The sequence below is a fragment of the Sphingomonas sp. NPDC019816 genome, assembly GCF_050274375.1.
Lineage (GTDB): Bacteria > Pseudomonadota > Alphaproteobacteria > Sphingomonadales > Sphingomonadaceae > Sphingomonas.
Map to the genome: position 1 here is coordinate 1 of NZ_JBNNOB010000036.1, position 22,351 is coordinate 22,351.

General features: G+C 68.1%; 14 protein-coding genes. 4 read left to right on the forward strand and 10 right to left on the reverse strand.

Annotated features, from left to right (window positions below):
- Positions 1-233: 233 nt before the first annotated feature.
- Complete coding sequence (locus ACQKJZ_RS07640; RefSeq protein WP_427730600.1) at positions 234-1,121, reverse strand: cell wall hydrolase; 888 nt, start codon at positions 1,119-1,121, stop codon at positions 234-236.
- A gap of 94 nt (positions 1,122-1,215) precedes the next feature.
- The gene (locus ACQKJZ_RS07645) at positions 1,216-3,648 is read right to left on the reverse strand and encodes a TonB-dependent receptor (RefSeq protein WP_427730601.1); all 2,433 of its coding nucleotides are present in this window, start codon (positions 3,646-3,648) and stop codon (positions 1,216-1,218) included.
- Between the two features lie 181 nt (positions 3,649-3,829).
- Between ACQKJZ_RS07645 and ACQKJZ_RS07650 the strand changes: the two genes are divergently transcribed.
- A complete protein-coding gene (locus ACQKJZ_RS07650) occupies positions 3,830-5,506 on the forward strand; it encodes an alkaline phosphatase D family protein (protein ID WP_427730602.1) in 1,677 nt (558 codons plus the stop codon).
- A gap of 26 nt (positions 5,507-5,532) precedes the next feature.
- On the opposite strand, the gene ACQKJZ_RS07655 is transcribed toward ACQKJZ_RS07650, so the two are convergent.
- Positions 5,533-6,297: an AcvB/VirJ family lysyl-phosphatidylglycerol hydrolase gene (locus tag ACQKJZ_RS07655; protein WP_427730603.1), complete on the reverse strand. Its 765-nt coding sequence runs from the start codon at positions 6,295-6,297 to the stop codon at positions 5,533-5,535.
- A gap of 189 nt (positions 6,298-6,486) precedes the next feature.
- Between ACQKJZ_RS07655 and ACQKJZ_RS07660 the strand changes: the two genes are divergently transcribed.
- Entirely contained in the window at positions 6,487-9,786 is a 3,300-nt protein-coding gene (locus ACQKJZ_RS07660) for a glycosyltransferase (RefSeq protein ID WP_427730604.1), read from the forward strand.
- 124 nt (positions 9,787-9,910) lie between these two features.
- On the opposite strand, the gene ACQKJZ_RS07665 is transcribed toward ACQKJZ_RS07660, so the two are convergent.
- From ACQKJZ_RS07665 to ACQKJZ_RS07675, 3 genes are all read right to left on the reverse strand, one after another.
- On the reverse strand, positions 9,911-11,176 hold the full coding sequence (locus ACQKJZ_RS07665; protein ID WP_427730605.1) for a sensor histidine kinase: 1,266 nt from the start codon (positions 11,174-11,176) through the stop codon (positions 9,911-9,913).
- A 77-nt stretch (positions 11,177-11,253) separates the two neighbouring features.
- Positions 11,254-11,943 carry a winged helix-turn-helix domain-containing protein gene (locus tag ACQKJZ_RS07670; protein ID WP_427730606.1) on the reverse strand — a complete coding sequence of 230 codons (690 nt, stop codon included), beginning with the start codon at positions 11,941-11,943 and terminating at the stop codon, positions 11,254-11,256.
- Positions 11,918-12,403: a hypothetical protein gene (locus tag ACQKJZ_RS07675; RefSeq protein ID WP_427730607.1), complete on the reverse strand. Its 486-nt coding sequence runs from the start codon at positions 12,401-12,403 to the stop codon at positions 11,918-11,920. The genes ACQKJZ_RS07670 and ACQKJZ_RS07675 overlap by 26 nt, the downstream gene beginning before the upstream one ends.
- A 254-nt stretch (positions 12,404-12,657) precedes the next feature.
- Between ACQKJZ_RS07675 and mprF the strand changes: the two genes are divergently transcribed.
- Positions 12,658-15,243, forward strand: a complete 2,586-nt coding sequence (gene mprF / locus ACQKJZ_RS07680) for a bifunctional lysylphosphatidylglycerol flippase/synthetase MprF (RefSeq protein ID WP_427730618.1) — start codon at positions 12,658-12,660, stop codon at positions 15,241-15,243.
- A 43-nt stretch (positions 15,244-15,286) separates the two neighbouring features.
- Here the strand turns inward: mprF and ACQKJZ_RS07685 are convergent, their stop codons facing one another.
- A complete protein-coding gene (locus ACQKJZ_RS07685; RefSeq protein ID WP_427730608.1) occupies positions 15,287-16,318 on the reverse strand; it encodes a N(4)-(beta-N-acetylglucosaminyl)-L-asparaginase in 1,032 nt (343 codons plus the stop codon).
- Positions 16,319-16,649: 331 nt separating this feature from the next.
- On the opposite strand from ACQKJZ_RS07685, the gene ACQKJZ_RS07690 reads away from it, so the two are divergent.
- Entirely contained in the window at positions 16,650-19,700 is a 3,051-nt protein-coding gene (locus tag ACQKJZ_RS07690) for a TonB-dependent receptor domain-containing protein (protein WP_427730609.1), read from the forward strand.
- Positions 19,701-19,822: 122 nt separating this feature from the next.
- On the opposite strand, the gene ACQKJZ_RS07695 is transcribed toward ACQKJZ_RS07690, so the two are convergent.
- From ACQKJZ_RS07695 to ACQKJZ_RS07705, 3 genes are read right to left on the reverse strand one after another with little or no spacing between them, the layout of a single operon-like run.
- Positions 19,823-20,764: a Gfo/Idh/MocA family protein gene (locus ACQKJZ_RS07695; protein WP_427730610.1), complete on the reverse strand. Its 942-nt coding sequence runs from the start codon at positions 20,762-20,764 to the stop codon at positions 19,823-19,825.
- A 5-nt stretch (positions 20,765-20,769) separates the two neighbouring features.
- Positions 20,770-21,399: a 2-dehydro-3-deoxy-6-phosphogalactonate aldolase gene (locus ACQKJZ_RS07700; RefSeq protein ID WP_427730611.1), complete on the reverse strand. Its 630-nt coding sequence runs from the start codon at positions 21,397-21,399 to the stop codon at positions 20,770-20,772.
- On the reverse strand, positions 21,396-22,286 hold the full coding sequence (locus tag ACQKJZ_RS07705; RefSeq protein WP_427730612.1) for a 2-dehydro-3-deoxygalactonokinase: 891 nt from the start codon (positions 22,284-22,286) through the stop codon (positions 21,396-21,398). The genes ACQKJZ_RS07700 and ACQKJZ_RS07705 overlap by 4 nt, the downstream gene beginning before the upstream one ends.
- Between the last annotated feature and the right edge of the window lie 65 nt (positions 22,287-22,351).

Consider the following 22,351-nt stretch of genomic DNA (forward strand, 5'->3'; position numbering starts at 1 on the left):
GGCCCCTCCCGCCTGCGGGAGGGGAGGAGGCGGTTGGCGGGTGTCGCCTTCCTTGCCGGCCGTGGCAGTTCACACCGTAATGCCTCGCGACCTGAGCGCCTGACCAGGCAATCTGTAATTGGCGATGGCCCGCGCCGCAGGCACGCCCCTCCCGCAGGCGGGAGGGGATGGGGGAGGGCAAGGCCACAGGCGATAGCCTAGGCCGAGGGACCACCCCCCCCAAAAAAAACCAGTCAGCTCGGATCGCTTTCCTCGCCGACGATAACGTCCTGCCCGGCATTGCCCGCATCGTGGGTCACACCGTTGCGGTGGATGCGCACCCCGGCTATCGCGACCGGTCCGGCGGCGCGTGCCTCTTCGCCGCGATGGATCGTCACGCCGTGCAGCGTATCCGGCAGGGTCATGTCGGTATTCGCCGCCGCCACGCGGACCGGTATGGCCGGCTCGACGCCCGCATAATCCTGCCGGAACGACAGGCCACGCTCTAGCGCCCCGCGCCAGCGGTAGAAGATGTGGCTGCCGACCGATCCGATCCGGTTGAGGCTGGAGGCCCACCAGGGCAGCACGTAATTGGCGTGGTAGAAGGTCGCGGCCCCGACCGGCGCATAGACCAGTCCCGCCAGCGCGCCCTGCGCCACGGCGGCGGCGCGGGCCCAGGCGGCGGGGTCGCGCGGGTGCAGCATCGATCCGTCGCAGGTGAAGCTGAACTGGCAACCGGTAGAGCGTTCCGATCCCTGATAGACGACGCCGCAGATGCTCTTGGGAAAGGCCCGGTCGCGGACGCGGTTCAGCACCACCTGCGCCACCGCGCGCTGGCCGTCGACGGGTTCGGACCGGGCTTCGTAATAGATGGCGGCGGTCAGACATTCGGCGGCGCGCGCCGCGTCGCCAGCGGACCGGGCGATGCCGCTGAAGGCCGGCGCGGCGGCCATCTCGATCCGCGTATCGGCGACCGGGTGATCGGGCACTACGTCGCCGGGCACGTCGAGCGCGAGTTGGCGCAGCAGCGTGCGCGGGGTGGGCGGCGGGATGTCCAGTGTCACATGCGGCGGGGCCCGGTGCACGGGCGTACACGATGTCGCGACCGCCAGCGCCGCCACCAACATCCACCACCGCCACACGATATCCGGTTCCTGCCCCCGTGACCAATGGATCGGCTTTACAAGGGCAGGGTTAGGAAGCGGTTAAGTCACTGAGACGGCGACGATGACGGGATCAGAAACGCGCGCCCAGCTCCACGCCATAGAAGCGCGGCTCGCCCGCGATATAGGTCGGCGCGCCGAAGCTGCCGCCGGTATTGCCCGCATCGATCAGATAGCGCGCATTGGTCAGGTTGCGTGCGAAGCCGCCGATATGGAACCGGCCCTGGTTACCGAACTCCATGCCGGCACGCAGGTTCACGAGCGTATAGCCGCCTTGCGAGATCGCGTCGCGGTTGGGCAACTCGAAAAACACTTTCGAGCGATAGGTGACGCTGGGCGTCGCATAGAAGGTCGCCGCCGATCCCACCGGCACGCGCAGCGTCGCGCCGCCCGAGGCGGTGGTGTCGGGCTGCAGGCGGAAGCGGTTGCCCGCGAACACGCCATTGGCGGGATCGTCGCCGATGCCGCCATCGATATAGGCGAAGGTCGCGAACAGGCTGAGCCAGCGATGGACCGCCAGATTGCCCTCCAGCTCGACGCCTAGATTATTGGCCGAGCCGGCGCTGCGCGTGACGGTCGCGCCATTTTCGATTACCGAGACCTGGAAGCCCTTGTACCGCTGATAGAAGACCGAGGCCGCGCCGGTGAACGGGCCGACCCGTCCCTTGATGCCGCCCTCGTAATTCCAGACATTCTCTTCCGGCACGATCTGCAACCGGGGGATGGCGCCCGAATTGGCGACGCTGAGCGGCACGATCCGGCGGCCCTCCAGCTGGACGACGGGCGAGCGGCGGCCCTTGCTGACCGTCGCATAGAGGTTGACCGCGTCGCTGACCCGGTAGAGCGCGTTGAAGCGCGGCAGGAACGCGGCATAGCTGCGCTGCGCCTCGAACTTCTGCCCCTTGGTGTTGGCGGCCCCCAGCAGGCTGGTGAAGATGCCCGCGCCCGCCAGCAACCGGCTGTCGGGCATGACCGAGCTATAGCCCGACTGGCGGTCCTCGATCAGGACGCGCGCGCCGGCGGTCAGCTCCAGTGCAGGCGTCGGAATCCAGGTGGCGTCGCCGAAGACCGAATAGGTGTCGTTATTGCCGTAATTGGCGAAGCTGGCGCTGTAGGGCAGGCTGGCCAGCGCGCCGCGCGAGAGGATGGCGGTGGCGCGTGTCGCGGGGATGGTGCCGTTGGCGGCGACGCAGGCGGTGCCGGTCGGGATGCCCGCCGCGTTGAGCAACTGGCGGACGGCGGCGAAGTCGGGCGTGACCGAGCAGGCGAGGTAGGTGCCCTCCTCGGTGGAGAAGGGCACGCGCTGCTGGCCATTTTCGAAAAAGGCGTTCCAGCCGAACGAGGCGCGGTACTTCGTGCCATCGAAGGCGAAGCGGCTCTCATGGCTCCACTGGTCGCCCTTGGCATCCTCGCCAAACTCCAGATACCAGGCGGGGCCGCCATCGGCGTCGAACACCTCGCGCGAATCGAACCGGCGATAGCCGTTGACGGTGGTGAAGGTGATGCCCGGCGCGATATCGACCGCGACCGTCAGGTTGGCGTCATAGACGTCGCGGTGCAGCCCCAGCTTGCGTGCGCCCAATATCTCGGCGGAAAAGGGCGAGCCGGACAGCTCGGCATAGCCGAAATCGCCGGTCTGCCCGCCGGTGGGGGCGAAGGCGCGGCTCTTGAACGCGGTGCCCGGATTGCGCTGTCCGTCATAGGTCAGGATCAGGTCGGCGGTGACCGAGCCGTTGGGCCGCCAGCGCAGCGATCCGCGCACGCCGCGCTGGTCCTGGCCGTTCAGGTCGTCCTGGTCGATCCGTCCCTGATTCTGGTTGGGGACATTCGCATCGCCCGCGATGTTGCGGACATAGCCGTCGCGATATTTATACGCGAACGCCAGGCGGCCGGCGAGCGTCTCGTTGCCGGCGTTCAAATAGCCCGACACCTGGGTTCGGTTGAAATTGCCATAGGTGGCGAGGATGCCGGCATCGGTGCCGGGCTGGGGACGGGCCGAGATGATGCTGATCGCGCCGACCGCGGCGGCGGTGCCGAACAGCGTCGCCTGCGGCCCCTTGGCCACCTCGATCCGTTCGATATCGTACAGGTCCTGATAGGCACCGCGCGTCCGGCTGATGTCGATGCCGTTGTAATAGAGCGTGACGCGCGCGCCCTGTTGCGCCGAACCGGAGTCCGAGGTGATGCCCCGGATCACGAAGCCGGGATTGTTGGCGCTCTGTTCCTGGATCTGGAGGCCGGGGATGTATTGCGCGACCTCGGCGAGCGAATTGACGCCCAGATTGGCCATGCGCGCGCCGGTGACGGCCGAGACGGTCAGCGGCACGTCCTCGATCCGCTGTTCGCGCTTCTGCGCGGTGACGATGACGTCGGCGCTATCGTCGGCATAACTACCCTCGGCCTGCGGCTGGATCATCGCCTGCGCCTGCGCGGACTGGACGATGGCGGTATGCGACAGGCCAGCCAGCAGGGTGGCCGCCGTCAAGCGGCGCAGATTGGCGATCATGGATGTTCCCCCGAATATATCCGAATGTGCGAGCCGATTAGGTGCAAGCCATTACCGGTTGGTGTCTTGGATGTTTCGCTTTCGTGACGACAGCCCCAAAGTGTCGCGAAACCGTCATGGCCGCGCCATCGCGGTGTCGCGGGGCGGGGATAGCCGATCGGGCACGAAAGGACCCGATACGATGACCATGATGAACCGCCGCCGCGCCCTGACGCTGATGGGAAGCGGAACCGCGCTCGCCATACCCGCCGGCCTGGCGGAGGCGGCCACGCCGGCGGAGGTCCGCTTCGACCACGGCGTCGCCAGCGGCGATCCCGCAAGCGACGGCGCGATCCTGTGGACCCGCGCGACACCCACCGAGGATGGGGCGGCGGGGGATATCGCGTTGACCTGGCACGTCGCGCCCATCGGCGGCGGCGATGCGGTGGGGCTGCGCACCGGGCGGGTCACGGCACGCGCCGCGCGCGACTTCACCGCCAAGGTCGAGGTGACCGGCCTGCGGCCGGGCCGTGACTATCGCTACTGGTTCGAAACCGCGGCGGGCGGGCGCTCGGCCGAGGGGCGGTTCCGCACCCTGCCGCGCGGGTCAATCGACGATGTGGTGCTGGCGGTCGTCTCGTGCCAGCTTTATCCCGGCGGGCTTTTCAACGCCTATGACGCGATCGCCAGGAGCGAGCGGCTCGACGCGGTGTTGCACCTGGGCGACTATATCTATGAATATGGCGCGGACGGCTATGGCACGCAGATCGGGCACAAGCTCGGCCGCCTGCCCGAACCCGCGCACGAGATCGTCTCGCTCGCCGATTACCGACAGCGTCACGCGCAGGTGAAGCGCGATCCCGACATGCAGGCGGCCCATGCCCGTGCCGCCTTCATCTGCGTGTGGGACGATCACGAGGTCGCCAATGACGACTGGATCGGGGGCGCCGAAAACCACCAACCCGCCGTCGAGGGCGATTGGGGCAAGCGCAAGGCGGCCGCGATGCAGGCCTATTTCGAATGGATGCCGATCCGCGATCCCCGCCCCGGCGAGCCGTGGGAGGCGATCTATCGCAGTTTCGACTTTGGCGACCTGGCGACGATCGTCATGCTGGAATCGCGTCTGCTCGCGCGTTCCCGGCAGGTCCAGGCCAAGGGCGAGGGGCCCGAGCCGTCCGAATATGCCGCGATGATGGCGGAACGCGCGCGGCCCGACCGGACGCTGCTGGGCCCGGGGCAACTCGCCTGGGTGGAGCGGACGCTGGGCGCCTCGGTGCGCGCGGGGCGGCCATGGCAGGTGATCGGCAATCAGGTGGTGATGGCGCGGATCGATGGCCCCGATCTCGAAAAGCAGATGGGGCCTGCCCGCTTTGCCGCGATGACCAAGCGCATGGAGGAGGGCACACGGGCGCAGCTCGACCGCGCGCTGGCATCGTTCCGCGCCGGCCTGCCGCTCAACTTCGACAGCTGGGACGGCTATCCGGCCGAGCGCGAACGGCTCTACGCCGCCTTCACGCGTGCGGGCAGCCACCCGGTGGTGGTGTCGGGCGACAGCCATGCCGCCTGGGCCAACGACCTGTACGATGCCAAGGGCCATCTGGTCGCCGCCGAATTCGGCAGCACCGCGATCACCAGCCCATCCTGGGGCGACCTGATGCCCGGCATCGGGCGAGAGATCGCGGCGGCCAATCCCCGGGTCGTCCGCTTCTGCGATCAGGACGCCAAGGGCTATCTGCACCTGACGCTGACCCGCGACACCGCGACCGCGCGGTTCATGACGGTGTCGACGGTGCTGGCCAAACCCTATCGCGAGGGCTGCGCGGCGATCTGGCGGACCGAAGCGGGCGGTCGCGCGCCGATCGCGCCGGTCACCGCCTGACCTGAGACGCCCCCCTCACGCCCCCGTCACGCCGTCGGCGGGGCGGGGGCGGTGCGTGACGCGCGACCGCCGCGTACCGCCGCTTCGACGCGCGCGACGAGCGCGGCGTCGTCATGGTTCAGGTAATGCCTACCGGGCAGGCCGATGACGTGCGCGGTACCGCCCTTGAGCAGCGGGCACAGGCTGTCCTTCTCCTCGACGCCGTAGATGCAGGTGAGGGGGGCCCAGTCGATGGTGCGCGCGGTGGTGATGCCGAGGCTGTCGGGTTTGCCCATATAGGCCAGCCCGCTGGGGTCGGAGCGGAAGAAGACCGTCTTGCCCGGCACGACGAGGACGATCGCGGACACCCGTGCCCGCAAATCGGCGGGCAGATGGGCGAGCCCGGTCTGGAGAACGTCCGCGCCATAGGACTGGCCGAGCAGCACCAGCCTGCGGCGTCCCGCCTCGCGGGCGGCGCGGCGGACATAGTCGGCGACGATGGCGTCGATCTCGGCCCGGCTGCGCCGCGTACGGAACAGGACGGGCGAATTGATGCCGGTGACCGCGATGCCCGAGGCGCTGAGCGCCCGCGCGATCACGCCGCCCGTGCCGTAGCGCAGCCCCATGTCGCCCGAAAAGGACAGGACCAGGATCGGCGCGGGCTTTCCCTGCGCCGGAAAGCGCGTGATCGGCTCGCGCGCAAAATAGTTACCGGAATACAGCAGGATGGCGGGAACGAGGATCAGGATCCCGATCAAGCCGGCGAGGATGCGGCGGCGTTGCCGATGAAGTTGGAAAAACAGAGCTGTCATGGCCGATCCTGACGGGTGAGACTGTTCTTTGCCATGCTTCTGACGTTCGGTTTACGAACTGCTCATGAAAAATCTGTAATGCGGCGCACACGCGATCTACGCGCGGCGTCTGTCATCGGGGGATGGTGGAGTCAGGGGCCGGACATTCAGCCGGCCGCGCATCGATAGCATCACCCGGGGACCGATATTGTGACCAACCCGATTTTCTTCGACCCGACCGGACGGCGGGGCGCCTGGGCGCGGCGGTCCGTCGCGGTCATGATCCTGGCGGTAGTGATCGCGGCGATCGCCTTCGCCACGACGCTGGTGGCGGTGCCGCGCTCGGGGCTGTTGCCGCTGCCCTTCGCGCGGCGTCAGGCGATGACGCTGGAGCCCACCGCGCAGCTCAAGGGGCGGCGGGGCGACTGGTTGCCGCGCAAGGCGGTGGCGGCGGCGCATACCCCGTTGACGGTCGCCTTCTATCAACCGGGTGACGATGCCGGTCTTGCCTCGCTGCATGCGCATATGCGTCAGATCGACTGGCTGGTGCCGGCCCTGATGAACGTGACGGGCCCCAAGGGCGATCTGCAAGTCAGCAACGATGCCAAGCTCGCAAGCCTGTTGTCCGGTGTCGCCAAGCCACCCCGGCTGTTGCCGATGGTGCAGAATCTGGCCGAGGATCACTGGGACGGCGACGCGATCGCGCGGATCATCGCCAGCCCGGCCGCGTCGGAACGGCTGGCCGCGCAGCTCGGCGAATCCGTCACCGCCAACCGGCAATCGGGGCTGGTCATCGATTTCGAGAACCTGCCCGCCAGCGCGATGGCCGGCTATCCTCGGCTGCTCCAGCGGATCAAGGCGCATCTGCCCAAGGGCACCGTGCTGGCCGTGACCGTTCCCGCCGACGACGAAAGCTGGCAGCTGGGTCGGCTCGCCAAGGTCGTCGACCGGGTCATGCTGATGGCCTATGACGAGCATTGGGAAACCGGCAGCGCGGGGCCGATCGCGTCGCAGCCCTGGTTCCTGAACGCGGTCGAGGATGCGATCCGTCGGGTCGGGCGCGACCGTCTGATCGTCGCGCTGGGCAGCTATGCCTATGATTGGCACGGGCAGGGCGCCGACGCGCTGTCGATCGAAGAGGCGTGGCTGATCGCGCATGACAGCCAGGCGAAGATCAGCTTCGACCCGGCCAGCGGCAATGCCGGCTTCGCCTATGACGAGAATGGCGAGCATCATGCGGTGTGGATGCTGGACGCGGCAACCAGCTGGAACCAGTTGCAGGCGCTCAAGCATCTGGGGGTCGACGACGTCGCCTTCTGGCGGCTGGGCACCGAGGACCCCGGGCTGTGGAACGACTTCGCCGCCTTTCGCAGCGATCGGCCCGGCGTCATCCCGCGGCTGAACGCCATCGCCCAGCCGCTGAACGTCGATGTCGAGGGGCCGGGCGAGATCCTGCGCATCACCGCGCAGCCGACCGATGGCCGCCGCGCGCTGCAATACGACAAGGACGCGGTGATTCGTAACGAGGTCTATCAGGCCTATCCCACGCCCTATGTCGTGCAGCGCGCGGGCGACGTGCCCAAGACCTTGGCCCTGACCTTCGACGACGGGCCCGACGCGGTGTGGACGCCCAAGATCCTGGACGTGCTGGAGCGTGAGCATGTGCCCGCCACCTTCTTCGTCATCGGCGAGAACGCGCTGGAGCATCCCCAATTGCTGCGCCGGATCGTCGCGGATGGCAGCGAGCTGGGCAATCACAGCTACACCCATCCCAATCTCGCGACCACCGGCCCGCGCACGACCAAGCTGGAGCTGAACGCGACGCAGCGGTTGATCCAGGCCTATACCGGCCGGTCGACGACGCTGTTCCGCGCGCCCTATTTCGGCGATGCCGAGCCGACCACGGCCGACGAAATCGGCCCGGCGCTGCTGGCGCAGAATCTGGGCTATACGGTCGTCGGCCTGCACGTCGATCCCAATGACTGGCAGCGGCCGGGCACCGACCAGATCGTCCAGCAGGTGATCGACCAGGTTCACGGCGCGACGCCCGACAATTCGGCCAATGTCGTCCTGCTCCATGACGGCGGCGGCGATCGGCAGCAGACGGTCGACGCATTGCCGCGCATCATCGAGACGCTGCGCGCCGAGGGCTATCGCTTCGTGCCCGCATCGCAACTGGTCGGGGTCAGCCGCGATCAGGCGATGCCGGTGGTCAAGGGACGCGACCTGCTGGCGGTGCGGACCGATGTGGCGATCTTCGTGGTGCTGGCCTTCCTGTCCAAGACATTGGCCTGGATCTTCTATCTGGCGATCGCGCTGGGTATCGCGCGCGCGGTCGTGATGGCGGCGCTGGCCTGGTTCCAGGGCCGCAAGTCCAAGCCCGTGCCGCCCGAATACACCCCCAGCGTCTCGGTCATCATCCCCGCCTTCAACGAGGAGCGGGTGATCGCCCAGTCGGTGGCCCGCGTGCTCGCCAGCGACTATCCGGGATTGCAGGTCATCGTCGTCGATGACGGGTCGAAGGACGCGACGAGCGCGGTGGTGCGCGACACCTTCGCGGGCGATCCGCGCGTCCAGCTGCTGACCCTGGTCAATGGCGGCAAGGCGGCGGCGCTGAACCGCGCGCTGAAGGACGCGACCGGTGAGGTGTTGATCGCGCTCGACGCCGATACCCAGTTCGAGCCGGAGACGATCGCCAAGCTGGCGCGCTGGTTCGCCGATCCGAAGCTCGGCGCGGTGGCGGGCGATGCGCGGGTGGGCAACCGGGTCAATCTGGTCACCCGCTGGCAGGCGGTCGAATATATCACCGCGCAGAATCTCGAACGCCGCGCGCTCGCCGGGTTCGATGCGATGACGGTGGTGCCCGGCGCGGTCGGCGCATGGCGGCGCGCCGCGCTGGATGCGGTGGGCGGCTATCCCGAGGATACGCTGGCAGAGGATCAGGATCTGACCATCGCCATCCAGCGGGCCGGCTGGCGCGTCACCTACGATCCGCGCGCGGTCGCCTGGACCGAAGCGCCCGAGAGCTTCAAGGCGCTCGCCAAGCAGCGCTATCGCTGGGCGTTCGGGACGCTGCAATGCCTGTGGAAGCACCGCGCGGTGATCCGCACTGGCAAGCCCGCCGGCCTGGCGCGGATCGGCCTGCCCCAGGCATGGCTGTTCCAGATCCTGTTCGCCGCGATCTCGCCGCTGATCGACCTGTCGCTGATCCTGTCTGTGATCGGCACGGCGGTGCGCGTCAGCCAGCATGGCTGGGCGCAGACCAGCACCGATGTGTGGCAGATGGCGGGCTACTGGCTGATCTTCACCTCGGTCGATGTGCTGTGCGGGTGGCTGGCCTACCGACTGGACGGCAACCGCGTCCGCTATCCCGCGCACCTGCTGGTCGCACAGCGGCTGGTCTATCGCCAGATCATGTACTGGGTGGTGATCCGCGCCATCGCCTCGGCGATCGGCGGGTGGATCGTCGGCTGGGGCAAGCTGGAGCGGACGGGCAACGTCGCGGCGTGATCCGGGGCACGGCCTTCGACTTCGCTCAGGCGGAACGGGGGAGGGATATATCTCCTCCCCTGTAAGGGGAGGTGGCAGGGCGAAGCCCTGACGGAGGGGTGTCACCGGTCGCGGTGATGCCCCTTCAGCTCGACGCTCCCAGATCCAATCGCACCACCAGCCCCGGCGAATGATCCTCCAGCGACAACGTGCCGCCATGCAGATGCGCCACGGCGCTGGCGAGTGACAGGCCGAGGCCGGCACCGCTCTCCGTCCGCGCCGCGTCCAGCCGTCCGAAGCGTTTCAACGCCTCCTCGCGGCGGTCGGGCGGGATGCCGGGGCCGTCATCGGCGACGATGAGTACGGGGCCTTCTTCGACCCGGATCGTCACCGCGCCCGACCCGTATTTCAGCGCATTGTCGACCAGATTGGCGATCGCCTGGCCCAGTAATTCGCGGTGGACGCATGCGACGAGCGTGTCGGGGGCCTCCGCCCGGATCGTCATGCCACGGTCCTCGGCCAGCGGCTCGAACATGTCGGCCACGTCGCGCGCCATGTCGGCCAGATCGGTCTCGACAAAGGCGTCGCGGCCAAGCCCGGCCTCGGCACGGCTGATCCTGAGCGCGGTGTCGAGCATCGCCAGCAGGCGATCGCCTTCGTCCAGCGCCCGTGCCACCCCGATCCTTGCGCCTTCTTCCCGGCATTCGGACAGCGCGCGCTCCAGCGTGGCGCGCAGCCGCGTCAGCGGGGAGCGAAGGTCGTGCGCCAGCCCGTCGGTCGCGATCTTGAGTTCGGTCATCAGCAGCGCGATCCGTTCCAGCATCGCATTGACCGCATGGGCCAGCGCGTCGAAGGCGTCGTCGCCGCCGCTGGGCATCACCCGGCGCGACAGGTCGCCCGCCGCCACCGCATGCGCGGTCGCCACCGTATCCTCCAGCCGCCGCTCGATCATCCGCGCGGCGATCCAGGCGGCGAGTGCGGCGAGGATGATCGCCGCCGCCATGCCGACCGCCATCGCCTCCTCCATCGCCAGCGCCACGCGCAGCTCGCTCTCGACGACATGGCCCGCCAGGATGCGCGATCCATCGGGCAGATGGAGCGAGACGACGCGCATGCGTTCGGGTTGCGAATGGCCGATGCGGAAGATCTCGATCGTCGCGGCGCCGGGCAGCGGCACGTTGGGCGGCCATTCGGCGATGTTGCCGGTGACGAAGCGGCCTTGCGGATCAGTCAGCAGGATGACCGAAAGCGGCACCCGGTCGGTGGTCAGTCGCCGGACGACCGCCTGGCGCACCGCCTCGCGTCCCCCGGACAGCCAGACCCCGGCGAGTTCGTCGCGCAGGTCAATGGCGGCGTCCTCCGCCTGCGCCGCGATCTCGCCGCGCGTCAGGTGACGAACGGTCGCCACCATCGCGCCCGCACCGATCAATTGCAGCGCGAAGACCAGCAGCGCGAAGCGCAGCGTCGTCGAACGGAGGACGCCGGGGACTATTTCTCGACGCCCAGCTTATAGCCCGAACCGCGCACCGTATGGAGGAGCGGGCGGGCGAAACCCTCGTCGATCTGCTTGCGCAGCCGGCTGATATGCACGTCGGTGACGTTGGTGTTGGGATCGAAATGGAAATCCCACACCCCTTCGAGGAGCATGGTACGGGTCACGACCTGATCGACATGCTGGAGCAGATATTCGAGCAGCCGGTATTCGCGCGGTTGCAGATCGATCGGCTTGCCCGCGCGGCGCACGCGGTGGGCGAGCAGATCCATCTCCAGATCGTCGCACACCAGCTTGGTCTGCGGCGCATTGGCCGTCACGCCGCCCCGCCGGATCAGCAGGCGGACGCGGGCGAGCAGCTCGGCGAAGACGAAGGGCTTGGTCAGATAATCGTCCGACCCCGATGTCAGCCCCGCCACCCGGTCTTCGGGCGAAGACAAGGCGGACAGGATCAGGACCGGCGAGGTGATCCCGGCGGCGCGAATCGCGGCCAGCGCCGCCATGCCGTCCATGCCCGGCAACATCCGGTCGAGGATGATGCAGTCGTAACTGCCATCGGTCGCATGGAACAGGCCGTCCCGGCCGTTGGCGGCGTGATCGACGAGGAAGCCTTCCTCGCGCAGCCCGTTGGCGATGTAATCCGCCGTCGAGCGATCATCCTCAATCAATAAGATCCTGTTGGCCACGAAGTCCTCCCGGACCGGTCCTTAGCAGCGTGATCGTGACCAGACCATGGTCACGCGCGACGCTGAGGCGGACGGGGGATTGGGCATGGCGGGCGGCTTCGTCGCGCAACAGGGCAAAGGAAGTGGCCGGGTGGTCGTCGATCGCCAGGACGGTGTCGCCGACCCTGAGCGGCGGCCGCGCGACCGGGCCGGTGCCATCGTCCGCCGCGCTGCGCAGGCTGGTCACGACCAGACCGGGCCGGTCGCCGCCGACGGGTGCGAAGGTGGCGCCGTACAGCGTCGGCTTCTGCCGGCCGACCGCATGAAGCGGCATATGCCCGACCAGCATCGCGATGGCCGCGCCGCCCAGCAGCGCCGCGCTGGCCGCGCTCCAGCCGACGATCCGCAACCCCTTCACGGGCGGCGCGGCGCGACGGCTCGGTGCGACAGTCGCTTGTCGGTCACGGCGGGCATCATCCATCCTTTCACGCCCATCCTTCTATCCGACCGCACCTGAGCGAAGCGTGGGCGGCACGTGACGCTTCTGTCATGATGCCGCGTCCATGGCGGATGACGAACTTGTCACGTGGCCGAAATGCCTGGGCGGCAGGGGCGGTCCTATTCCCGCCGCATGGGCTTCGCGGGGATGGCGAAGGGGGAGAGGGGCGTATCCATGACGGGTGTGAACAGGGTCGCGGCATCGGTGGCGGCGAGATCGGCGTGACGGAGCGCATCATGGTTGCGGAGCCGAGCAAGGCGGCGGGGCGGACGGCGCGGATCGCCGCCTTTGCGCGGGCCCGGCGTGGCTATCTGGCGATGGGGGCGGTCGTCCTGCTCGTCGCGCTGGGGCTGTCGGCGCTCCATCATCTGACGCGCCAGGTCCGGCTGGTCGATGTCCGCGCGGCCTTCTATGCCATCGACCCGCAACAGATCGCGCTGTCGGTGCTGTTGACCATCGCCAGCTATATCGCCCTGACCTTTTACGATGTCATCGCGCTGCGCGTCATCGGCCGGCCGCTGCGCTGGCGGACCGCGGCGATGGCGTCCTTCACCAGCTATACGCTCAGCCACAATCTCGGGCTGGCGCTGTTGACCGGCGGGTCGGCGCGTTACCGTGTCTATGCCGCCGCCGGGCTCGACGGTCCCGACATCGCGCGGGTCATCGCCATCGCCAGCGCGACCTTCTGGTTCGGGGTCTTCACCGTCACCGGCATCGGACTGGTCCTGCATGACGGGCCGGTCACGCTCGACGCACTGGTGCTGGAACAGGACGTGGTGCACTGGCTGGGGGCGGCGGTGGTCGCCGGTGCGCTGCTGCTGGTCCTGCTGTGCGCGTTGCGGCCCGGCCAGCGGATCGGCTGGCGGGGCTGGAGCGTGCCGCTGCCCACGCCGGGACAGGCGCTGGCGCAGATCGGCATCGCCACGCTGGACCTCGCCTGCGCCAGTGCCGCGCTGTTCGTCCTGCTGCCCGGTGCCTCACCCGCGCTGCTGCCCGCCTTCATCCTCGCCTATGCGCTGGCGATCATCGTCGCGCTGGTCAGCCATGTGCCCGGCGGCATCGGCGTGTTCGAGGCGGTGGTGCTGGCCACCGTGCCCGCCAACCGCACCGAACTGTTCGCCGCGCTGATCGCCTACCGCGTCCTCTATTATCTGCTGCCGCTGGCGCTCGGCATCGGCTTGCTGGCGTGGGACGAGGCGCGGCGGCGGCCGATCAGGGCGCTGCGCGACATTCGCCGCATGCTGCTGGGCATCGCCCCGCCGATCCTGGCGGCGGCCTGTTTCGGCGGCGGCGCCATCCTGCTTCTGTCGGGGTCGCTGCCCGCCATTCCGCAGCGCGTGCATCAGCTGGTCCATATCGTGCCGCTGCCGTTCATCGAGGCATCGCATTTCGCCGCCAGCCTGGTCGGCACCGGGCTGCTGCTGCTGTCGCCGGGGCTGTACCGGCGGCTCGACGGTGCCAGCCTGGCGGCGCGTGCGCTGCTGGTCGCGGGCGCGGTCTTCTCGCTGGCCAAGGGGATCGATTACGAGGAGGCGGCGGTCTGCCTGTCGATCGCGCTCCTCCTGCAGGCGAGCCGCCGGGCCTTTTACCGGCGTACTTCGCTCGTCGCGCGGCCGCTGTCGCCCGCTTGGCTGTTCAGCGTGGCGGTGGTCATCGTCGGCACCGGGTGGATCGGGTTCTTCGCCTATAAGCATGTCGATTATCGCGAGTCATTGTGGTGGCGGTTCGCGCTGTCCGACGACCCCTCGCGCTTCCTGCGCGCCGGGCTGGGCGTAGCGGTGATGCTGGCGGGGGCGGGGCTGTGGCGGCTGTTCCTCGCTGCGCCGCCGGGAGAGGCGGACCATCCGCCGATCGAACGGGTGCTGCGCGTCGCCGAACAGGCCGAGCGCACCGACGCCTCGCTGGCGCTGCTCGGCGACAAGCGTTTCCTGTTCTCGCCCGAAGGCGACGCGTTCGTGATGTATCAGGTTCGCGGCGCCAGCTGGATCGCGATGGGCGATCCCGTCGGCCCGCGCCCCGCCTGGGCCGATCTGCTATGGCAGCTGCGCTCGCTCGCCGATGCCGCGCAAGGCCGCCTGATGCTCTATCAGATCACCCCCGATTGCCTCGAAATCGCCATTGAGATGGGGCTTCAGATCATCAAATATGGCGAGGAGGCGCTGATCGACCTGGGCGACTTCGCGCTGGAGGGCGGGCGGATGCGCACCCTTCGCCAGACGCTCAATCGGTTCCGCACGCGCGAAAATGCCAGCTTCGCGATCGTCCCCGCCGCGCAGGTGCCCGCCATCCTGCCCGAGCTGAAGCGCGTGTCGGACGATTGGCTCGCCGCCAAGGGGCATGGTGAGAAGGGGTTCAGTCTGGGGCGGTTCGATCCCGCCTATCTCACGCTCACCGACTGTGCGGTGGTGCGCGTCGAGGGGCGGATCGTCGCCTTCGCCAATCTGTGGAAGGCGGGCGAGAAGCGCGAATTGTCGGTCGATCTGATGCGCCATGTCGAGGACGCGCCCGGCGGCGTGATGGACTATATGTTCGTCGAGTTGATGCTGTGGGGCAAGGCGGAGGGCTATGCCCGGTTCGCGCTGGGGCTGGCGCCGCTGTCGGGCGTGGGCGGGCGGCGCATGGCCCCGACCTGGGCGAAGGTCGCCTCGCTCGTCTTTCGTCATGGCGAGCGTTTCTACGGCTTTCGCGGCCTGCGTGCGTACAAGGAGAAGTTCCAGCCGGAATGGGCCCCGCGCTATATCGCGGGGCCGGGCGGCCTCGGGCTGGTCAAGGCGCTGCGCGACCTGAACGCGCTGATCGCCGATGGAGGAGAGGGGGCCTAGGTTGAGAGCCCCCGCTCGGGACGGACGTCGCCCTTCGCCGCCTTTACGCCTTGAACAGCGATGGTGCCTTTTCCACTCGCGTCCGCCCGGCGGCATCGGTCACCGCATAGGTGAAGCCGGGCAACAGGCAGAAGGCGCCGACCCGTCCGGCCGGGTCCATCGCCAGGAAGCCGACCTGCACCCCCTTGATCGCATCGCCGCGCAGGGTGGCGATATGCCTGGCCGCTTCCTCGCACGCCGCCTGCGGGCTCATGCCGCCGCGCATCGAGGCGACGACGCGCGCGGTGCCGCAGATGCGTGTCACCTCCTCGCCAAGACCGGTCGAGGTCGCGCCGCCGACGCCGCGCTCGACATACAGGCCAGAGCCGACCTGCGGGGAGTCACCGATCCGGCCGCGCATCTTGAACGCCATGCCCGAGGTGGTGCAGGCGCCCGCCATCCGACCCTTCGCATCGCGCGCCAGCATCCCGATCGTATCATGGTCCAGCGCGCCGCCCGGCGTCCCCGGCCGACCCGCGCCATAGGTGCCGGTCTCGCTATTGGCGACCGGCCGGTAATTCTGCGCCTTCATCCACTCGCGCCACGCCTTTTCGGCCTCCGGCGTCAGCAGGTCGACGCGCGGAAAGCCCCGGTCGCGGGCGAAGCGGGTCGCGCCTTCGCCGACCAGGAAGGTGTGCGGCGTATGCTCCATCACCGCGCGTGCGACCGAGATGGCGTGGACGGTGTCTTCCAGCGCGCCGACCGCGCCGACGCCGCCGGCATCGTCCATGATCACCGCGTCCAGCGTGACGTGGCCGTCGCGGTCGGGATAGCCGCTATAGCCTACCGAATGATTGTCGGGATCGGCCTCCGGGACCTTCACCCCCGCCTCGACCATATCGATCAGCGAACCGCCGGCGCGACCTGCGGCGAAGGCGGCGTCATTGGCGGGGGCGCCGAAGTCCCAGGTCGACACGATCGTCGCACGCGGCGCGATCGCTTGCGCGAAGGCCCGGCGCGGTGCTGCGATCCAGCCTGCCGCCGCCGCCGCGCCACCCAAAAACGCTCGCCGCCCATTCGCGTTCGCGTCCGTCATGCCCCCGTTCCTCCAACTCGTATTGTCGATACGGCGATAGTGCGGCCAAGACCGAAATCGCGCAAGCCACGCACAGACCTATTGCGAACCAATGCTACGGAACATGTTTTCCCGCGTGCCGATCCGTATGGCCAATCCGGCCTTATTTACCCCAAGGCATGACGGCCATGACATTGAAATCCATTTAAATAGTGACATTCCTGCCACGCCCGCGCCCGAAAGCGGCATGTGGACGCAAAGAGGTATTGTTTAGGTATTGACCCAATAACGTAACTGATTTGTCTTTTTCCCCAAGCCCGACAGCTCCCAGTCGGGGAGAAGGGGATACCTGATGAAGATGCAATATTCGACGTCCTGGCTGGCGCTGTCCGCCGCCACGATGATGTTCGCCACGCCGGCGATCGCACAGCAGATGGGCCCGACCGGCACCCAGGGCGATATTCCGCAGACCCAGACCCAGGACCCCGGTTCGGTCAGCGCCGATGCCGCCGCGACCCGCTCGGCCGCGATCAGCGGGACGCCGCAGGCCACGGGCAGCGGCGAGGTTATCGTGACCGGCACCCGCATCGCGCGCCCCAACCTGGCCTCCGCCGCACCGATCACCTCGGTCACGCGCCAGGACATCCAGGCCCAGGCTGCGGTCAATGTCGAGGACGTGCTCAACCGCCTGCCACAGGTCGCCCCCGACAGCCAGCAGACCTATAACGACTCCGATGGTCGCCAGCGGATCAAGCTGCGCAGCCTGGGCTTCGAGCGGACGCTGGTGCTGATCGACGGCAAGCGTCTGGGCACCCAGAACGGGCAGGATGTGGGCATCATCCCGACCTCGCTGCTCCAGCGTGTCGACGTGCTGACGGGCGGCGCATCGTCGGTCTATGGTTCGGACGCGGTGGCGGGCGTCGTCAACTTCGTCCTGCGCAAGGACTTCAAGGGCGTTCAGCTGGACGCCAACTACAACTTCTTCAACCACAACAACCGCGATACGATCGTGTCGCCGCTGGCGCGTGCGGCGGGCTTCGGCAGCCCGCGCGGGCTGACCAATGACGGCGGGCGTGCGGACCTGACGCTGACCGCCGGCACCGGACTGTTCGACGACAAGCTGCACCTCAGCGGTTTCGTCAACTATCGCAAGACCGACGAAATCGCGCTGACCTCGCGGTCGAACGCGGGCTGCTACCTGACCCAGCTGACGCCCAACGGTCCGCTGTCGTGCGGCCTGACGCCCAGCAGTTCGACCAGCGGCCTCATCACGCCGCAGGCCGGCCCCAACAAGGGCGCGCAGCTGGTCAACAACCCCGATGGCTCGCGCAATTTCGTGCCGTTCGGCCCCGGCCTCGGCAACGCCTCCAACTATTTCAGCGGCTATGCCTATCAGCGGCCGTCGGAGCGGGTGAATGCGGGCGGCTTCGCCACGCTGGACCTGGCGCCGGAAGCCGAGCTCTATGCATCGGGCATCTGGTTCCGCGACAAGTCGTTCAACAACTATCCGACAATCGCCAGCGGCACCGTCGACGTCAATTGCAACAACCCCTATCTGTCGGCCTCGCAGGCGACCACGATCGGCTGCGCCGCCGGGGTCGGCAGCGTGCCCGTCACGCTGGCCTATCGCCTGGGCGAGAACAACGACCGGCCCGACACCTATATCAACACCGGTGTCCGCCTAACCGGCGGCGTGCGCGGCAAGGTGGGTGATGCCTGGACCTATGACGTGGGCGGCGTCTATGCCCGCAACCATCAGGATTTCACGCCCAGCTTCCGTGTTCCGGGGACGCTTCAGAACGCCGTCAATGTCGGCGGCACGGCGGCCAATCCGACCTGCGTCAGCGGCGCGGCCGGCTGTGTGCCGTTCGACATTTTCAGCGCCGGCAACACCAACCCTGCGCTGATCAACTATCTGTTCGGCACCGGCACGTCGGCGACCACCGGCACGCTGTATGACGTTCAGGCCAATGTCACCGGCGACCTGGGCAAATACGGCGTCACCTCGCCCTTCGCCGAACAGGGTCTGGCGATCGCGCTGGGGACCGAATATCGCAAGGACACGCTGAAGTCGCGCGCGGACGGCGCCTATCGCAATGCGCTGGGCGGCAGCGACGTCGATCTCTCTCAGGACGTGGTCGAGGCGAATATCGAGGTCCAGGCCCCGCTGGTCGAGCACAAGCCGTTCGCCGAACTGGTGCAGCTGAACGGCGGCTACCGCGTGTCCAAGTACAGCAGCAATCCCAAGTCGTTCAACACGTGGAAGATCGAGGGCGTCTACGCGCCGGTCAGCGACCTGACCTTCCGCGCCTCGTTCAACAAGGCGCAGCGCGCGCCGACCGTGGTCGAGATCCGCCAGGCGAGCAATATCGAGTTCGCCGCCGGTGGCGCGGGTTCGTATAACGATTTCTGCGCGCCGACCCCGATCCCCGGCCCCGATGGCGTGACCTATGCCGCGCCGCTCGCCTCGCGCGAGGTGTGCCGTGCGACGGGTCTTTCGGACGCGCTGTATGGCAGCCAGAGCCTGTTGTGCAGCAACGGCGCGACGCCCAATGGTTCGGCGGGTTGCGCGGTGCGTTCGGGCGGCTTCACCGCCGACCCCGAAACCGCCTATACCCAGACCTATGGCCTGGTCCTGAAGCCGCGCTTCGTTCGCGGGCTGGTCTTCTCGGTCGATCGCTACCGGATCAAGATCAACAACTCGCTCGGCTATAATGGCTACAGCTATTATACCGATGGCTGTCTGCGTTCGGGCGGCGACCAGTTCTTCTGCCAGGGCATCGTCCGCAATCCGGGCGACGGGACGCTGTTCAACGGTGGCTATATCCGCCAGGGCACGACCAACTATTATACGTCGGTTGCGCAGGGCTGGGACTTCCAGGGTCAGTATGGCGTCAACATCGAGTCCGTTGGCCGCCTGGACTTCGGCTTCAACGGCTCGCTGACCACCGCTGCCGGTGGGCAGGACTCGCCGCTGCAGCCCGATCGCAACTGCGCCGGCTATTACGGCAATGGTTGCGGCCAGCTGATCCCGAAGTGGAGCCACAATCTGCGCACCACCTACACCACGGTCGACAAGAAGTTCAGCGCCTCGTTCAACTGGCGCTATGTCGGGTCGCTGACCAATGCCAATAATTCGGGTGATCCGGCCATTGGCGGCACGCCCGAGCGTGCGCTGACCGATTATTATCGCGTGGCGCCGGCCAATTATTTCGACCTGGCGCTCAACTTCGCGATCGCCAAGCAGTTCTCGCTGCGCCTGATCGCGAACAACCTGTTCGACAAGGCCGCGCCGATCGTGCCGGACTCGTACAATATCAGCCTGACGCGCAACAACACGATCCCGCAGCGCTACGACTCGCTGGGTCGCAACATCGCGATCGGGACGACGATCAACTTCTGATGACTTCCCCGGCGGGGTGCTTCGGCACCTCGCCCAACCTCCCACTGAAAAGGCCGGCGTCCCATCGGGGGCACCGGCCTTTCTTTTATCGTATCGCCCGCCGCCCGCATGGGGCGGGGACCTTACTCCACGAAGTCTTCCACCTCACGCCGCTTGCCGCGCATGAAGGCGTCGGCGACGTGGCGCAGGGGTGCGATGTCGACGTCCGAGCGGCCGCCCTTCACCAGTTCGGCGAAGCGCGCGTAGAGGCCGGGATATTCGCCGTGCAGCCCTTCCTCATGATGCGGTGTCGAGCCGTCGGGCAGAGTCAGCACCGCGCCGCCCTCGGCCAGCTTCAGCGTGCCGTCGGTCGTCTCGACGACGATGTCCCAGCTTTGATGCCCTTCCTGCCGCCAGTCGAGGTCGAGCGTCACCGGCGTGCCGTCCGTCGTGCGGAACGCCACATCGGCGGCGATCGGCGCGTCGCGATTGGCGGGGAAGTCCAGCGTCGCGCGCTCGATGAAGAAGGGCTGCGGCATGATGTGCGTCGCGATCGACAGCGCGTTGATGCCCGGATCGAACACGCCGAAGCCGCCCGCTTCCCAGATCCAGGCCTGGCCCGGATGCCATTGGCGCACATCCTCGCGCCAGGTGATCGCAGCGGAGGTGACCTTGCGGGCGGACAGCCATTCGCGCGCCGGCTCGACGCCCAGCGCGTAGCGCGAGTGCCAGCTGGCGAACAGGGTCACGTTCGCCTTGGCCGTCAGTTCCTCCAGCACCGCCACCTCGGCCAGCGTCGCGCCCGGCGGCTTTTCGAGGAACACGTGCCAGTTGTTCGCCAGTGCGGCGGCGGCGATGGCGTGGCGGACCTGGGGCGGGGTGCACAGCGCCACCGCATCGACGGTGATGTCGCTCTTGGCCAGTTCGTCGATGTCGTGGAAGTGCGGCACGCCCTCGACCCCGTTGGGCGAGCGGCTGACGGTCGCGACCAGCGTGAAGGCTGGGTTCCCCGCGATGGCGGGGACATGCTGGTCATGGGCGATCTTGCCCATGCCGACCAGCGCGAGACGGATCGTGTCGGTCATCTTTGTCAGCGTGCCTTTTCGACATAAGCGCGCGCCGACACGGCGACATCCGCCGCCGGCTTGCCCGCGCGATAGAGATTGGAGCCCAGGCCGAACCCGTCCGCGCCGTGCGCGCGCCATTCGGCCATGTTGTCGGGCGTGATGCCGCCCACCGCCAGCACCGCGACATCGCGCGGCAGGACGGCGCGCTGCGCCTTGAGGAAGGTGGGGGAGGCGCCCTCGGCGGGGAACAGCTTCAGGCCATGCGCGCCCGCCTTGAGCGCCGCGAAGGCTTCGGATGGGGTGAAATAGCCGGGCAGCGAGATCAGCCCTCGCGCCACGCTGTGCGCAATGACTTGCGTATCCGTGTTGGGCGAGACGATCAGCGTGCCGCCCGCCGCCTTTACCTGGTCGACCTGGCTCGTGGTCAGGACGGTGCCCGCGCCGACGATCGCCTTGTCGCCGACATGGGCGGTGATCGCCGCGATGCTGTCATAGGGATCGGGCGAGTTGAGCGGCACCTCGATCAGGGTAAAGCCCGCCTCGACCAGCGCATCGGCAACGGGGATCGCCTCGGCCGGAGTCAGGCCGCGCAGGATGGCGACGAGCGGGCAGGCGGCGAAGGCCTTGGCGAAACTCTGGGCGGGGTCGGTCATGACAAATGCTCCCGAATGGCGTGAAGACCGGCAAGGAAACCGGCATGGCTGTCGAGCGCGACGACGCGGCCTCCGCGCTGTTCGATCCCGATGGTGTAAAGGTCGGCCAGCAATCCGCCGGACAGCAGATGGACGGTCTGCCCGCCCATGTCAGGCACCGCACCGATATCGCTGCCGATCAGCAGTCCGCTGGCATAGGCGGCGGCGTCGTGCGGCGCGATCCGGCCGAGCAGCACCGAGGCACGCACCCCGAACAACGCCGCTGTCAGGTCGCAGGCGCCATCGCCGCGCGCAAGGCCGTCGCGAAAGGCCGTGCCATCCGCGACCGGTCCGTCGAGCATCCCCGCCAGGATGCCATGCCCCTTGACCAGCGCGAACAGCTCGCCCGTCATCGTGGTCGAAAAGTCGGTGATCCGGGTGCCGGTGGTGCGGACCCATTTGTTGTGGGTGCCCGGCTGCGCGAACAGGGCGCCGGCGGGGGCGAGCCCGGCGGCGATCGCGCCCAGCACCTGTACCTCCTCGCCGCGCATGACATCGGCGCGGGCGTCGGTCAGCAACGAGACACCGGGGACGATGGTGACCCGATGTTCGTCGATCCGGGTGGCGGCGGCGGCCAGCAAAGCCAGATCGGCAGGAGCGGGGACATAGGCCGCCTCGCGCCAGCCCCGCGTCGAGCCGACCATGCCCGCCGCCACGATCGGCAGATCGCCCATCCGCGCGCGGATCGCCGCGATCTCGGCGGCATAATCGCCCGCCGCCATCGCCAGGACGCCCCGATCGTCGCGCACCGTGTCCAGCATCGTGCCGTCATCGGCCATCACATAGATTCGGCGGTTGGTGGTGCCCCAGTCGATCGCGAGATAAGCGGGCGTTGCGTCTGATGGCACGGCGGGCACGGCCTCCCCTGAAATTTTTATCCGAGGATTTGTAGGACAATAAAGGGGCGTGCGCA

Coding starts and splice junctions, on each gene's coding strand:
- ACQKJZ_RS07645 (WP_427730601.1), bottom strand. CDS start 3,648: ATGATCGCCAATCTGCGCCGCTTGACGGCGGCCACCCTGCTGGCTGGC.
- ACQKJZ_RS07650 (WP_427730602.1), top strand. CDS start 3,830: ATGACCATGATGAACCGCCGCCGCGCCCTGACGCTGATGGGAAGCGGA.
- ACQKJZ_RS07655 (WP_427730603.1), bottom strand. CDS start 6,297: ATGACAGCTCTGTTTTTCCAACTTCATCGGCAACGCCGCCGCATCCTC.
- ACQKJZ_RS07665 (WP_427730605.1), bottom strand. CDS start 11,176: ATGGTGGCGACCGTTCGTCACCTGACGCGCGGCGAGATCGCGGCGCAG.
- ACQKJZ_RS07675 (WP_427730607.1), bottom strand. CDS start 12,403: ATGGATGATGCCCGCCGTGACCGACAAGCGACTGTCGCACCGAGCCGT.
- mprF (WP_427730618.1), top strand. CDS start 12,658: ATGGTTGCGGAGCCGAGCAAGGCGGCGGGGCGGACGGCGCGGATCGCC.
- ACQKJZ_RS07685 (WP_427730608.1), bottom strand. CDS start 16,318: ATGACGGACGCGAACGCGAATGGGCGGCGAGCGTTTTTGGGTGGCGCG.
- ACQKJZ_RS07690 (WP_427730609.1), top strand. CDS start 16,650: ATGAAGATGCAATATTCGACGTCCTGGCTGGCGCTGTCCGCCGCCACG.
- ACQKJZ_RS07695 (WP_427730610.1), bottom strand. CDS start 20,764: ATGACCGACACGATCCGTCTCGCGCTGGTCGGCATGGGCAAGATCGCC.
- ACQKJZ_RS07700 (WP_427730611.1), bottom strand. CDS start 21,399: ATGACCGACCCCGCCCAGAGTTTCGCCAAGGCCTTCGCCGCCTGCCCG.